This window comes from Enterobacter sp. Taxon_8 (genome assembly GCF_058354585.1).
This window is the reverse complement of the sequence record NZ_CM177989.1, coordinates 1,950,756-1,965,071: the sequence shown is the minus strand read 5'-3', so window position 1 is coordinate 1,965,071 and position 14,316 is coordinate 1,950,756. Positions and strand designations below refer to the sequence as shown.

At 55.0% G+C, this 14,316-nt stretch carries 12 protein-coding genes, 2 tRNA genes and 1 other RNA gene; 7 read left to right on the top strand and 8 right to left on the bottom strand.

Annotation, left to right across the window (positions count from 1 at the left end):
• The first annotated feature begins 171 nt into the window (after window positions 1-171).
• Window positions 172-585 (top strand): histone-like nucleoid-structuring protein H-NS, encoded by a 414-nt coding sequence (gene hns / locus AC4IBF_RS09285; protein WP_008502781.1) that lies wholly within the window; start codon window positions 172-174, stop codon window positions 583-585.
• 202 nt (window positions 586-787) lie between these two features.
• On the opposite strand, the gene galU is transcribed toward hns, so the two are convergent.
• The 3 genes from galU to rssA form a co-directional block, all read right to left on the bottom strand.
• Window positions 788-1,696, bottom strand: coding sequence for a UTP--glucose-1-phosphate uridylyltransferase GalU (gene galU / locus AC4IBF_RS09280; RefSeq protein ID WP_008502780.1), 909 nt, complete (start codon window positions 1,694-1,696; stop codon window positions 788-790).
• A 200-nt stretch (window positions 1,697-1,896) separates the two neighbouring features.
• A complete protein-coding gene (gene rssB / locus AC4IBF_RS09275) occupies window positions 1,897-2,910 on the bottom strand; it encodes a two-component system response regulator RssB (RefSeq protein WP_127731313.1) in 1,014 nt (337 codons plus the stop codon).
• Window positions 2,911-3,001: 91 nt separating this feature from the next.
• Window positions 3,002-3,904, bottom strand: a complete 903-nt coding sequence (rssA, locus tag AC4IBF_RS09270) for a patatin-like phospholipase RssA (protein ID WP_133294612.1) — start codon at window positions 3,902-3,904, stop codon at window positions 3,002-3,004.
• Between the two features lie 114 nt (window positions 3,905-4,018).
• On the opposite strand from rssA, the gene AC4IBF_RS09265 reads away from it, so the two are divergent.
• From AC4IBF_RS09265 to AC4IBF_RS09245, 5 genes are all read left to right on the top strand, one after another.
• Complete coding sequence (locus AC4IBF_RS09265) at window positions 4,019-4,477, top strand: YchJ family protein (RefSeq protein ID WP_491463268.1); 459 nt, start codon at window positions 4,019-4,021, stop codon at window positions 4,475-4,477.
• Between the two features lie 46 nt (window positions 4,478-4,523).
• A complete protein-coding gene (gene purU / locus AC4IBF_RS09260) occupies window positions 4,524-5,366 on the top strand; it encodes a formyltetrahydrofolate deformylase (protein WP_023312104.1) in 843 nt (280 codons plus the stop codon).
• Window positions 5,367-5,524: 158 nt separating this feature from the next.
• Window positions 5,525-5,609 (top strand) — tRNA-Tyr (locus AC4IBF_RS09255).
• Window positions 5,610-5,644: 35 nt separating this feature from the next.
• Window positions 5,645-5,729: transfer RNA gene (locus AC4IBF_RS09250), tRNA-Tyr, on the top strand.
• Between the two features lie 44 nt (window positions 5,730-5,773).
• Window positions 5,774-5,904, top strand: a non-coding RNA gene (locus tag AC4IBF_RS09245) — RtT sRNA.
• 100 nt (window positions 5,905-6,004) lie between these two features.
• Here AC4IBF_RS09245 and AC4IBF_RS09240 read toward each other — a convergent pair.
• Entirely contained in the window at window positions 6,005-6,448 is a 444-nt protein-coding gene (locus tag AC4IBF_RS09240; RefSeq protein ID WP_115876078.1) for an Lrp/AsnC family transcriptional regulator, read from the bottom strand.
• 107 nt (window positions 6,449-6,555) lie between these two features.
• Here AC4IBF_RS09240 and AC4IBF_RS09235 point away from each other — a divergent pair, with 107 nt between their 5' ends.
• Window positions 6,556-7,452 carry a DMT family transporter gene (locus AC4IBF_RS09235; protein ID WP_136195016.1) on the top strand — a complete coding sequence of 299 codons (897 nt, stop codon included), beginning with the start codon at window positions 6,556-6,558 and terminating at the stop codon, window positions 7,450-7,452.
• Here AC4IBF_RS09235 and narI read toward each other — a convergent pair.
• The 4 genes from narI to AC4IBF_RS09215 are packed head-to-tail and all read right to left on the bottom strand — an operon-like array spanning window position 7,449 to window position 14,108.
• Window positions 7,449-8,126 (bottom strand): respiratory nitrate reductase subunit gamma, encoded by a 678-nt coding sequence (gene narI / locus AC4IBF_RS09230; RefSeq protein WP_115875462.1) that lies wholly within the window; start codon window positions 8,124-8,126, stop codon window positions 7,449-7,451. The two genes, AC4IBF_RS09235 and narI, sit on opposite strands and share 4 nt — an antisense overlap.
• Entirely contained in the window at window positions 8,126-8,836 is a 711-nt protein-coding gene (gene narJ, locus AC4IBF_RS09225; RefSeq protein ID WP_047741766.1) for a nitrate reductase molybdenum cofactor assembly chaperone, read from the bottom strand. Before narJ ends, narI begins: the two co-directional genes overlap by 1 nt.
• Complete coding sequence (gene narH, locus AC4IBF_RS09220; RefSeq protein ID WP_115875464.1) at window positions 8,833-10,368, bottom strand: nitrate reductase subunit beta; 1,536 nt, start codon at window positions 10,366-10,368, stop codon at window positions 8,833-8,835. The genes narJ and narH overlap by 4 nt, the downstream gene beginning before the upstream one ends.
• Entirely contained in the window at window positions 10,365-14,108 is a 3,744-nt protein-coding gene (locus tag AC4IBF_RS09215; protein ID WP_367896751.1) for a nitrate reductase subunit alpha, read from the bottom strand. Before AC4IBF_RS09215 ends, narH begins: the two co-directional genes overlap by 4 nt.
• Between the last annotated feature and the right edge of the window lie 208 nt (window positions 14,109-14,316).

Here is a 14,316-nt window from a genome sequence, read left to right as displayed (position 1 = left end):
GATAACAACCGAGACTGCCGGGTGATGAAATTTAAGTTAGCGTAATTAATAATAGCGCCTTTATTTAGTATTTTTTGAATTCCTTACATTCCTGGCTATTGCACAACTGAATTTATGGCTCTATTATTAGGTCAACAAACCACCCCCCATTATAAGTTTGAGATTACTACAATGAGCGAAGCACTTAAAATTCTGAACAACATCCGTACTCTTCGTGCGCAGGCAAGAGAATGCACCCTCGAAACGCTTGAAGAAATGCTGGAAAAATTAGAAGTTGTAGTTAATGAACGTCGTGAAGAAGAAAGCGCTGCTGCGGCTGAAATCGAAGAGCGTACTCGTAAACTGCAGCAATATCGTGAAATGCTGATTGCTGATGGTATCGATCCAAATGAATTGCTGAACAGCATGGCTGCCGCTAAAACCGGTACTAAAGCCAAGCGTGCGGCACGTCCTGCTAAATATAGCTACGTTGACGAGAACGGCGAAACTAAAACCTGGACTGGCCAGGGTCGTACTCCTGCTGTAATCAAGAAAGCGATGGATGAGCAGGGTAAACAGCTGGACGACTTCCTGATCAAGGATTAATCGAGCCATATTCAGAAAAATCCCGCATATTGCGGGATTTTTTTTAACCTAAATTTGTCGCATACATCCTCTTACACTCTGTCATAAAGCATTATTTAGCAATTTCATCGACTGTACTTTCAGACAGGTTTTTGGGAGTGTTATGGGCATAAAAAAACCGGTGGGCAATGCCTCACCGGTTTCGAACATTTACAACCGTGGCTTATTTCTTAATACCTACGCTCTCTTTGAGCCAGGTTTTAAATTCTTCACCAAGGGTATTGTGGCGGATACCATATTCAACAAATGCCTGCATATAACCGAGCTTATTACCGCAGTCATGGCTCTTACCTTTCATATGGTAGGCCTCAACGGTCTCTTTCTCGATCAGCATATCGATGGCATCCGTCAGCTGGATCTCATCACCCGCGCCTGGAGGCGTTTTAGCCAGCAGAGGCCAGATTTCAGCACTCAGGACATAGCGACCTACAACGGCAAGGTTTGAAGGCGCTACGTCGGCTTTAGGCTTCTCTACGACACCAACCATTGGCACACTTTCGCCCGGCTCAAGGTTAACGCCTTTGCAGTCAACCACACCGTATGCCGTTACGTCTTCAACAGGCTCAACCATAATCTGGCTACTGCCGGTTTCGTCGAAACGTTTGATCATTTCGGCCAGGTTATCCTGAGAAAGATCGGATTCGTATTCGTCCAGAATTACGTCAGGCAGAATTACCGCTACAGGCTCATCACCTACAACAGGATGCGCGCACATAACAGCGTGGCCCAGACCTTTAGCCAGGCCCTGACGAACCTGCATAATGGTGACGTGTGGAGGGCAAATAGATTGAACTTCTTCTAAGAGCTGACGCTTAACACGCTTTTCCAGCATGGCTTCAAGTTCAAAGCTTGTATCGAAATGGTTTTCGATAGAGTTTTTAGATGAATGCGTAACCAGCACAATTTCAGTGATGCCGGCTGCGATACATTCATTAACGACATACTGGATTAATGGCTTATCAACCAGAGGCAGCATCTCTTTAGGAATCGCCTTAGTTGCTGGTAACATCCTGGTCCCCAATCCCGCTACCGGGATAACGGCCTTTCTGACTTTCGAATTTAGGGCAGCCATTCAAATTCTCCTGAGCTGTTCAAGTTTTGAACTTTTATGCAATAAATAACGCGTTGAGTATATCAGCCTCGCCCCGCAGTCCGGGTCTGAAAAGAACGCGTTGCCGATCAATTAGGACAAATACGCATGAATCTGGGCAGCGATAGTAGCACTCCCCGTAAAACACAGGTAAAGCAATCTTAAAATTAAGATCCAATTGCTTATTCCGTGGACAACATTAAGCGTAGCCGTCCCCCGGCGCCCCAAATTTGGCACTGCCAGGAGGAACAGCGGTGGCTAATTTGATTAAGATAAGCCGTTCCCAATGTCCCAAGCGGCACGCCGTTACTCACCTGAATATGATGTTCACCGGTATTCAGTGAAGCGTTGAGACCTGCTGAGACGAGGATCAGATTTTTTAAACCGCTGTGGTAATAGCCGACCAGCAGCGGGAACTGTCCGGGTAAATTGGCCTGACGAAAAAGCTGGTTTACTTGTTTGAGTAAACTGCCTAACTCCGGTAGCCGTTGTCCCTGATGCGATAACTGTTCCTGCAACAAACCATTAAATAGCGCGCGAAGAAGTAACGCGGCTAATACACCGTTATCCCCTGCCCGGGTGACATCCAGAGAATAAAACGCAAGGTCGGTATCAGATAAAGGTGCGATATCCAGCACCAGTCCGGGCTGGTCAGCCGCCACCAGCTGGCGATAATTTACGCGACAGTGTGAAATAGTTTGCTGTACAGGCGGCTGGAGCTCTTGCAATAGTTTCGCCGCAGCAGGCGGATTACTCACCAGGGCATCCCAGTCCTGGAAAAGACGTTCCTCTTCCTCTACCCGGGAATTAAACATATTGGGATAAAGGCACGCCAGGACCGTTTCACGCAGCCGGTTCAGATCCTTGACCGGTTTAAGCAGAATATCCTGGACGCCAAGACGTAATGCTTTGGCAATATCCGCCATATTCTCTGTGGCCGAGATCACCAGAATCGGCGTCTGGTTACCTTCGTTACGCAGATGTTCAACCAGCTTCAGTCCATTCATGCGCGGCATCGCTATGTCGCAAATCATCAAATCGGGCGTAATGCCGATCATTTTTTCCAGGGCGTCGATGCCATCTTCTGCCAGTGACGTCATTGCGCCCAGCGAGGATAACCACGAATCCAGTAGCGATCGGAAAACGGGCTCGTCTTCAACAATCAAAATGTGTTTTCCGGCCAATGGCTGCGTCATGGTTCCTCCCCTGGCTGACAGTAACTAAATAGTGGCATGCGATCGGCACTATCGCCTGTCAGATTTTGCTGAAGTAGTCAAAAAAAGGTGCTTAACGTGCGGTCTGCACAAAAGGCAACAATTCGTCTATTTTCTTTTCGACGGCTAACGAGCCCGCTGCGATGGCGGCCTCAGCCCGATGGAAATCAAGAGTAGAGATTTGCGGACAGTACGGCTGAATAAGGATATCCGGAGGGTCGCCTGCCATACGGTTACGTTTAAGGCGATTCTCGAGTACCTGTATTGACGTGGTCATGATTTCTATCGCCGTCGGCGCGGTAACCGAGCGTCGCGCGGCCATACGCCCGATTCTGCCGCGCAGGCGCTCGTGCCAGGCAAGTTTCTCGCCCTCAGCATCTTCTCTCTGCAGATTGACCGGCATGAGATCCTGTTGCATCAGGTGGGCATCGTGCTGCAGATCGACGGCAATTACGATATCCGCCCCCATTGCACGGGTCAGAGAGATGGGAACCGGGTTAACGACGCCGCCATCGACAAGCCAGTAACCGTTGTGTGGGACAGGCGCCATGAGCCCCGGCATACTGCAGGAGGCGCGCACGGCAAGATGGATATCCCCTTCGGTTAGCCAAAGTTCGCGTCCTGTACTGAGGTTCGTCGCGACGGCGCCGAAAGGCATCTGACAATCAGTGAAGTCTTCAAGAGGCATAACCTGGCGGAACTGGTTAAAAACGCGTTCGCCGCGCAACAGTCCACCACGCTGCCAGGAGAGGTCCATCAGACGCAGCACGTCCCAGTAGCTGAAGGAACGCACCCAAGTCTCGAGTTCCGTAAGCTTTCCGCACGCGTAAGCGGATCCGACAAGCGATCCGATTGAACATCCTGCGACAATATCTACGTCAATGCCCATCTTGTTTAAGGCATTAATCACGCCGATGTGTGACCATCCCCGGGCTGCACCTGAGCCCAGCGCCAGTCCAATTTTAACCTTTCTCATTAGCCCTGTTTTACTTCCCCTGGATTCCTGACATAGCGTCAACGCAACAGCTCAGTTAACATAGTGCTACCCGAAGCGTTTTACGCCTTTATTTTTTGTTCCAGGAAGAGAATCGTGTCTCAACTCTGCCCTTGTGGTAGCGCTCTGGAGTATAGCCTATGTTGCCAGCGATATCTGTCTGGCGATCAGGTTGCACCAGGCCCGTCACACCTCATGCGTTCACGTTACACCGCTTTTGTGATCAAAGACGCAGACTACCTGATTAAAACCTGGCATCCCTCCTGCCACGCTGCCGAATTCAGAAAGGACATCGAAGCCGGCTTCGCGAACACGCAGTGGCTCGGCCTCACCGTCTATGAATCCTCAACTGGCAGTCATGTTGATGAAGGTTACGTCAGCTTTGTAGCCCGTTTTAACGAGAATAATAAACCGGGGGCCATTATCGAACGTTCCCGGTTCTTAAAGGAAAGCGGGCAGTGGTATTATATTGACGGAACGCGCCCACAGTTTGGTCGTAACGATCCCTGCCCGTGTGGTTCAGGTAAAAAATTCAAAAAGTGTTGCGGGCAGTAATGCCTGACAACCCAGACTTCGCAAATACAAACAGGATTTCCCGGCGATGCAATCATTACAACGTAAAGTTCTGCGCACCATCTGTCCCGATCAAAAAGGGCTGATCGCACGAATTACCAACATTTGCTATAAACATGAACTGAATATCGTGCAGAACAACGAGTTCGTTGACCACCGTACCGGCCGCTTCTTTATGCGTACCGAACTGGAAGGTATTTTCAACGACACCACTCTGCTGGCCGATCTGGACAGCGCGCTTCCGGAGGGTTCCGTGCGCGAACTGACTCCAGCCGGTCGACGCCGCATCGTGATCCTGGTGACCAAAGAAGCACACTGTCTTGGCGACCTGCTGATGAAAGCAAACTACGGCGGTCTGGACGTCGAAATTGCTGCCGTTATTGGCAACCACGAGACGCTGCGCACGCTGGTCGAACGCTTTGATATTCCGTTCGAGCTGGTCAGCCACGAAGGCCATACGCGTGAAGAACACGACGATTTGATGGCCCAGGCCATTGAAGCGCATAACCCGGACTATGTGGTGCTGGCGAAATACATGCGCGTGTTAACGCCATCTTTCGTGGCGCGTTTCCCGAACAAGATCATCAACATTCACCACTCGTTCCTGCCGGCCTTTATTGGTGCGCGTCCATACCACCAGGCGTACGAGCGTGGCGTTAAGATTATTGGCGCGACAGCCCACTACGTGAATGACAACCTGGACGAAGGTCCCATCATCATGCAGGACGTGATTCATGTGGATCACACTTACACCGCTGAGGACATGATGCGTGCAGGGCGTGACGTTGAGAAGAATGTGTTAAGCCGCGCGCTGTATCAGGTGCTGGCCCAGCGTGTCTTCGTTTACGGCAACAGAACCATCATTCTTTAATCTTTCGGAAAATGAATTGATTAGCTTTGCGCCTTTACGGATAAAAAGCAGGCAAACAGCTTCATTTCCCTAAAGGAATGCTTTACAGGGGCGTCTCATTTGATATGATGCGCCCCGCTTCCAGCAGGAAGCAGGCCAGTAAAAAAGCATTACCCCGTGGTGGGGTTCCCGAGCGGCCAAAGGGAGCAGACTGTAAATCTGCCGTCATCGACTTCGAAGGTTCGAATCCTTCCCCCACCACCATCTCTCAGCACGACCTCAAAATTTGAATTACCCCTGGTGGGGTTCCCGAGCGGCCAAAGGGAGCAGACTGTAAATCTGCCGTCATCGACTTCGAAGGTTCGAATCCTTCCCCCACCACCATCACTTTCAAACGACACTTAACATTCTGCTCGCACCGTGCATCATGTATTTCCGCAAGGGGAAGGATGAGAAGCTTCGACTAAGGTTCGATTCGAGCGCAGCGAGAAAGCGTTGCCGCAGGCAACGACCCGAAGGGCGAGGCGCAACGCGCCGAGTAATCCTTCCCCCACCACCATCACTTCCAGCAACATCCCAAGTCATATTAAAACCAAACACTCAACCGAATCCGCCTCTGTAGGCCGGGTAAGGCGCAGCCGCCACCCGGCGAAAAAGGGCTACATCGGCGGCAAACGACGCCTGACCGGTGAACTTTTCACAATCGACGTATTACACTGGGCATGTTCCGCCAGCCCATCCAGCAGCGCATCAAGCTGTTCGATTGACCTCACCACCAGCCTAATCACAAAACAATCTTCCCCGGTCACCTTGTCGCTCTCAATACACTCCGGCATCGCCTGAATGTACTTATCCACCTTATGCAACAGACCCGGTAAGGGGCGAACCCGTACCAGCGCCTGCAGCGTATACCCCAGCGCCGCCAGGTTCACCCGTGCACCATAACCCTCAATCACACCGCGCTCTTCCAGCCTTTTAAGACGTTCTGCCGTGCTGGGAGACGTCAGACCGATGCGGCCGCTGAGCACCTTCAACGACATGCGCGCATCCTCAACCAGGCAGGCTAAAATTTGTCGGTCGATATCATCAAGAAGGTAATCCATCGCTTTCACCTAATTTTAAAAAGCCATTACTGCATTTCACCTTATCTCATCCCTGTAAAACCCGACAGCGATTTTCGACAATAACGTCATTACTCAGGAGGTGGATGATGCGTGATTTACATAAAGGCGTCTGGCAAATGAGCCTGGCGATGTTAATTTCCGGCTCTATCGGTGCGTTTGTTTTGCTCAGCGGCCTGCCGGTGACGGAAGTGGTGTTCTGGCGCTGTCTTATCGGGGCAATGGCGCTTTTTATTTTTATCCGGGTGAGTCAAAAGCCCTTTAGCCCCCTCACCCGCACCTCGCTGATGCTGGCTATGCTCGGCGGCGTAGCGCTCGTGGTGAACTGGCTGCTGCTCTTCGCGGCCTATGAACGGATCTCGATTGGTCTTTCGACCGTGGTCTATAACACCCAGCCGTTTATGCTGGTCCTGATGGGGATGTTTTTAGGCGAGCGCGTCAGCCTGGTGAAATGGGGCTGGTTGTTCCTCGCCTTTGGCGGCGTGGTGATCTTGCTCTCCAGCGAGCTGACCGGCGCGCATGGCAGTGAATGGCTCGCCGGAATCGGCCTGGCAATGGCCGCGGCCTTCTTCTACGCGCTGACGGCAATCATTGCGCGCAAGCTGAAAACAATCGCGCCGCAGCATATTGCCTTTATCCAGGTGCTGACGGGCGTCGTGATGCTTTTGCCGTTTGCCAGCATGCCGTCATTTTCAGGTGATTTTCCCTGGCCTACCCTGCTGACGCTGGGCATCGTCCATACCGGCATTATGTACCAGTTGCTCTACAGCGCGATCCAGAAGCTGCCTACGCCCATTACCGGCTCCCTGTCGTTTATCTATCCGGTGGTGGCGATCGTTGTCGATAATCTGGTGTTCGGACACTCGCTGAACCTGACGCAGCTGGCGGGCGGCGCGCTGATCCTTTTTGCTGCAGCGGGCAACAACCTGGGCTGGGGCGAAAAAAAACCCCGCGAGTGCGGGGTTGGCATCAAAACGGCGAATTAGCGACGGGCGCGCACAATCTGGTATTTGCGCGTCAGGTACTCTACCGGCGCGCTCCAGATGTGGACCAGGCGGGAGAACGGGAACAGCACAAACAGCGTCATTCCCAGCACCAGGTGAACGCGGAAGATAAACGCCACGCCGTCCAGGTGCTCAGACGCTCCGCCGTGGAAGGTCACCACGGACTGCGCCCAGCCGACCAGCTTCATCATTTCGCTGCCGTCCATATGCTGTGCCGAGAACGGAATGGTCAGCAGGCCCAGCGCACACTGCACCATCAGCAGGGAGAGGATCAGAATATCCGCGGCGGTCGTGGTCGCACGGACGCGCGGGCTGAACAGGCGACGTTTCAGCAGCAGCAGGCCACCGACTAAGGTCATCACCCCGCAGGCACCGCCGGCGATCATCGCCATCTTCTGCTTCACCTCAATCGGTAGCCATGCTTCATACATCCAGTGCGGCGTCAGCATCCCCAGGAAGTGACCGGCAAAAATGCCCAGAATACCGATGTGGAACAGGTTAGAGCCCACATGCATCCCTTTACGATCCAGCATCTGGCTGGAGGCCGCACGCCAGGTGTACTGGCCGTAGTCGTAGCGCAGCCAGCTTCCCACCAGGAACACGGTGCCCGCGATATACGGGTAAATGTCAAAGAAGAACATATTCAGGAAGTGCATTAGTGCCGTCCTCCGTTAGAGATATTCAAATATTGCGGGGCAACCGCGCCGGCAAAGCGACGCTGGTGGGCGGAGATTTCAGACTCGCCGCAGTTCTGGTCAGCAAAGAATTTCACCTGCTCTTCTTCCCAGACCGCATCCAGCGCTTGTGGAGTATCGTCCCGTGCTTCATCCGCGATTTTCTCCGCCACTTTTTCACTGTCGACCGAGGCGTTGGCCAGCTTCACCAGCAGATCGAACAGCACCGCATAGCGGCTCTCGCGCTGCTGAAGGCGCGCGCCGAGCAGCGCCAGGATCGGCGCGATGTCCTGCAGACCACCCAGCGCCTCCTCTTTCGGCAGCTGCGCCAGATACTCCAGATAGAGCGGCAGATGGTCCGGCAGCTCGCGGCTGTCGAGCTGCAGGCCGTGCTGTTCGTACTGGGCCATCAGGTCCACCATCGCCTGACCGCGGTCGCGGGATTCACCGTGAACGTGTTCAAACAGCAGCAACGAGGTTGCGCGCCCCCGATCAAACAGCTGGCTGTAGTCCGCCTGGGCATCCAGAAGGTCGCGCGCCAGCAGATCGCGGAGGAAAACGCCAAGCCGCTGGGCATCGTCTTTATCCAGGTTTTCAGATGACGCGAGCGCGTCAAAGAGCTCCTGCTGATGCTGCGCAAGCGCAGCATCCGGGTACTCGAGCAGACGCGAAACAATGACAAGTTCAATCATGAGTGCGGCTCCGTTTTACTGGTCACATCCATGGCGTCGATGCGGCGGCTGTTGAACAGGTTGAATTTACTGTCTGACCCGTGGCAACCGTCGCCAAATGTAAAGCCACAGCCATTTTTTTCCGGGAAGGCTTCGCGGGCCAGCTCTCGGTGGCTGCTCGGCACCACGAAACGGTCTTCGTAGTTGGCAATCGCCAGATAGCGGTACATCTCCTGCGCCTGCGCTTCGGTCAGGCCGACCTCTTCCAGCGCGCGGGTATCGGTTACGCCATCCACGGTTTCGGCACGCTTGAAGTGGCGCATTGCCAGCATACGCTTCAGCGCCAGCAGTACCGGCTGGGTATCACCGGCGGTCAGCAGGTTGGCCAGGTACTGAACCGGGATACGCAGGCTTTCCACGTCCGGCAGAATGCCGTTACTGCCCAGTTCGCCCGCGTCAGCCGCAGACTGAATCGGCGACAGCGGCGGCACGTACCAGACCATCGGCAAGGTGCGGTATTCCGGATGCAGCGGCAGGGCCAGCTTCCAGTCCATCGCCATTTTGTACACCGGAGACTGCTGCGCCGCGTCAATCACGCTCTGCGGAATGCCGTCCTTCAGGGCCTGCTCAATGACCTTCGGATCGTTCGGATCGAGGAACACGTCCAGCTGACGCTGATACAGATCTTTCTCGTTCTCGGTGCTCGCGGCGTTTTCAATCGCGTCCGCGTCGTACAGCAGCACGCCGAGGTAGCGAATACGGCCTACGCAGCTTTCGGAACAGACGGTTGGCATCCCGGCTTCAATACGCGGGTAGCAGAAGATGCACTTCTCTGACTTGCCGCTCTTCCAGTTGAAGTAGATCTTTTTGTACGGGCAGCCGGTGATGCACATACGCCAGCCGCGACACTTGTCCTGGTCGATCAGCACGATACCGTCTTCTTCACGCTTGTAGATCGCGCCGCTCGGGCAGGTCGCCACGCACGCCGGGTTGAGGCAGTGCTCGCACAGGCGCGGCAGATACATCATGAAGGTGTTTTCGAACTGGCCGTACATCGCCTTCTGCATATTCTCGAAGTTCTGGTCTTTGGCGCGTTTCTCGAACTCGCCGCCCAGAATCTCTTCCCAGTTTGGACCGCTGGTGATCTTGTCCATGCGCTGACCGGTGATCAGCGAGCGAGGACGGGCAATCGGCTGGTGTTTGCTTTCCGGCGCGTTGTGCAGGTTCTGGTAGTCGTAATCAAACGGCTCGTAGTAATCGTCGATGCCCGGCAGGTGCGGGTTGGCGAAGATTTTTCCCAGAAGCCAAGCGCGGTTGCCCATGCGCGGCTGCAGCTTGCCGTTGATTTTACGGATCCAGCCGCCCTTCCACTTCTCCTGGTTTTCCCAGTCGGTCGGGAAGCCGGTGCCCGGTTTACTTTCCACGTTGTTGAACCAGGCGTATTCCATACCTTCGCGGCTGGTCCAGACGTTTTTACAGGTGACCGAGCAGGTATGGCAGCCGATGCATTTATCCAGATTCAGCACCATGCCGACTTGTGAACGAATTTTCATTTTACGCTCTCCTGTACCTGGTCATTACCTTCGCCGTCTAACCAGTTAATGTTCTTCATCTTACGTACCACCACGAACTCATCGCGGTTCGATCCTACGGTGCCGTAGTAGTTAAAGCCGTAGGCCAGCTGTGCATAACCACCGATCATGTGGGTCGGCTTAGGCGTAATGCGGGTCACGGAGTTGTGGATCCCGCCGCGCTGCTCGGTAATTTCTGACCCCGGCAGGTTAACGATACGTTCCTGCGCGTGGTACATCATGGTCATCCCGGCCGGTACGCGCTGGCTCACCACCGCACGCGCCGTCAGGGCACCGTTGCTGTTGAACACTTCGATCCAGTCGTTATCTTCAATACCCAGGTCTTTGGCGTCCGTTTCGCTCATCCAGACAATCGGACCGCCGCGCGACAGGGTCAGCATCAGCAGGTTGTCGCTGTAGGTGGAGTGGATACCCCACTTCTGATGCGGCGTCAGGAAGTTCAGCGCCTTCTCAGGGTTACCGTTCGATTTCGCGCCCATCACCGCTTTCACGGAGCGGGTGTCGATTGGCGGGCGGTAAACCAGCAGGCTTTCACCGAAGTCGCGCATCCACTGGTGATCCTGATACAGCGACTGACGGCCTGACAGGGTGCGCCATGGGATCAGCTCGTGAACGTTGGTATAACCCGCGTTATAGGACACGTGCTCATCTTCCAGGCCTGACCAGGTCGGGCTGGAGATAATCTTGCGCGGCTGGGCCTGAATATCGCGGAAGCGGATTTTCTCTTCCTCTTTATTCGTCGCCAGGTGCGTATGGTCGCGACCGGTGAACTCGCTCAGTGCCGCCCAGGCCTTCACGGCAACGTGGCCGTTGGTTTCCGGTGCCAGGGTCAGGATCATCTCCGCCGCATCAATTGCCGTATTGAGCATTGGCTGGCCTTTCGCCGGGCCGTCCGCTTTGGTGTAGTTGAGCTTGCGCAGCAGGTCCATTTCGCTCTGGGTGTTCCAGGCGATCCCTTTCCCGCCGTTACCGATTTTCTCCATCAGTGGGCCGATAGAGGTAAAGCGCTCGTACGTTGCCGGGTAGTCACGTTCAACCGGAATAATGTGCGGCGCGGTCACGCCCGGGATCAGGTCGCATTCGCCTTTTTTCCAGTCCTTCACGTCCAGCGGCTGCGCCAGTTCGGCGGCAGAGTCGTGCTGGATTGGCAGCGTCACCACGTCGGTCTCTTTGCCCAGGTGACCTACGCAGACTTCGGAGAATTTCTTCGCGATGTCTTTGTAGATCTCCCAGTCGCTTTTCGATTCCCACGCCGGGTCAACGGCGGCAGACAGCGGATGAATAAACGGATGCATATCCGAGGTATTCATGTCGTCTTTTTCGTACCAGGTCGCGGTTGGCAGCACGATGTCGGAGTACAGGCAGGTGCTGGACAGACGGAAGTCGAGGGTCACCACCAGATCCAGCTTGCCGTCGAGACCGTTGTCTTTCCACTCCACCTCTTCCGGCTTCACGCCGCCCTGCTTGCCGAGATCTTTCCCCTGGATACCGTTTTCAGTACCGAGCAGGTACTTCAGCATGTACTCGTGGCCTTTACCGGACGAGCCCAGCAGGTTGGAGCGCCAGATGAACAGGTTGCGCGGGTGGTTTTTACCGTTCTCCGGCTGTTCCGCCGCGAAGCGGATTGAGCCATCCTTCAGCGATTGCACGGTGTAATCCACCGGTGACATACCCGCCTGCTTCGCCGCTTCCGCAATGCGCAGCGGGTTAGTGCCCAGCTGCGGTGCCGACGGCAGCCAGCCCATGCGTTCAGCACGCACGTTGAAGTCAATAAGGTGGCCGCTGTAGCGGGATTTATCCGCCATCGGCGAGAGCAGTTCCTGCGCGGTGACCGTCTCGTAGCGCCACTGGCTGGAGTGGTTATAGAAGTAAGAGGTGCTGTTCATGTGGCGTGCAGGACGCTGCCAGTCGAGGGCAAACGCCAGCGGCTGCCAGCCAGTCTGCGGACGCAGTTTCTCCTGGCCAACGTAGTGCGCCCAGCCGCCGCCGCTCTGACCGACGCAGCCGCAGAAGATCAGCATGTTGATCAGGCCACGGTAGTTCATATCGAGGTGATACCAGTGGTTCAGACCGGCACCGACGATGATCATCGAACGGCCGTGCGTTTTGTCCGCGTTTTCTGCGAACTCGCGTGCGATACGGGTAATGTGCGCGCGAGGAACTCCGGTGATCTGTTCCGCCCAGGCCGGGGTGTAGGCCTTCACGTCGTCATAGCCGGTTGCGCAGTTTTCATCGCCCAGGCCGCGCTCCAGACCGTAGTTCGCCATGGTCAGGTCATAGACGGTGGTGACCAGCGCGGTAGAGCCGTCGGCAAGCTGCAGGCGTTTCACCGGCAGCTTGTGCATCAGTACGTTTTTCAGTTCAACCTTGTTGAAGTGCTCGGAACCTTCGCCGCCGAAGTACGGGAACCCGACCTCGGCGATCTCGTCCTGGCTACCCAGCATGCTGAGGCGCAGCTCAGTCTCTTCGCCGGTGGTGCCGTTACGTTGCTCAAGGTTCCACTTGCCCTTCTCGCCCCAGCGGAAGCCGATAGAGCCGTTTGGCGCCACCAGCTCGCCGTTGCTGTTATAGGCAACGGTTTTCCACTCTGGGTTATTTTCCTGACCCAGCGCGTCCACCAGATCGGCAGCACGCAGCGTACGCCCTGCGGCATAGTAGCCGTCACGCTCTTCCAGCATGACCAGCATTGGCATGTCGGTGTAGCGGCGGACGTAGTCGGTGAAGTACTGGCTTGGCTTATCAAGATGGAATTCGCGCAGCATGACGTGGCCCATCGCCATCGCCATCGCGGCATCGGTACCCTGTTTCGGTGCCAGCCACAGATCGCAGAGCTTGGCGATTTCCGCGTAGTCAGGGGTTACCGCCACGGTTTTAGTGCCTTTGTAACGGACTTCGGTAAAGAAGTGCGCATCCGGCGTACGCGTCTGCGGCACGTTAGAGCCCCAGGCGATGATGTAGCTGGAGTTGTACCAGTCGGCGGACTCCGGCACGTCGGTCTGTTCGCCCCAGGTCTGCGGAGACGCTGGCGGCAGGTCGCAGTACCAGTCGTAGAAGCTCAGGCAGGTACCGCCGATAAGTGACAGATAGCGCGCGCCGGAAGCGTAAGAGACCATCGACATCGCCGGGATTGGCGAGAAGCCCGCCACGCGGTCAGGACCGTAGGTTTTCACGGTGTAGACGTTGGAGGCGGCAATCAGCTCGTTCACTTCTTTCCATGAGGAACGCACAAAGCCGCCGCGGCCGCGAGCCTGCTTGAAGCTTTTCGCTTTATCCGCGTCTTCAATGATGGAGGCCCAGGCATCAACCGGATCGCTGTGCTGCGCTTTCGCTTCACGCCACATTTTCATCAGACGCTTGCGCATCAGCGGATATTTCAGACGGTTAGCGCTGTAGAGATACCAGGAGTAGCTGGCGCCACGCGGGCAGCCGCGCGGTTCATGGTTTGGCATATCCGGGCGGGTGCGCGGATAGTCGGTCTGCTGCATTTCCCAGGTCACCAGACCATTTTTAACGAAAATCTTCCAGCTGCATGAGCCAGTACAGTTCACGCCGTGGGTCGAACGGACGACTTTGTCATGCTGCCAGCGCTGACGGTAACCGTCTTCCCAGTCCCGGTTGGTATCCAGAACCTGGCCGTGCCCATCGGCAAAAGTTTCACCCTTCTGTTTGAAGTAGCGAAACCGGTCCAAAAATTTGCTCATCGGGTATCTCCTGTATGGAGCCTGTGGCTCTCTAAATCGACATTGCTGATTTGCAGCGAAGGTAACGCCCTGAAAGAGGGGGAGAATTGATAACGATCAAGACGAGGAGGGACTCTCAGGCGAGGGGTTACACCGAATACCACCAAAGCGGTATCTTCAAAAAATCCATATCAATATGAAATACAAGGTTAATTTTATTTCATCGTAC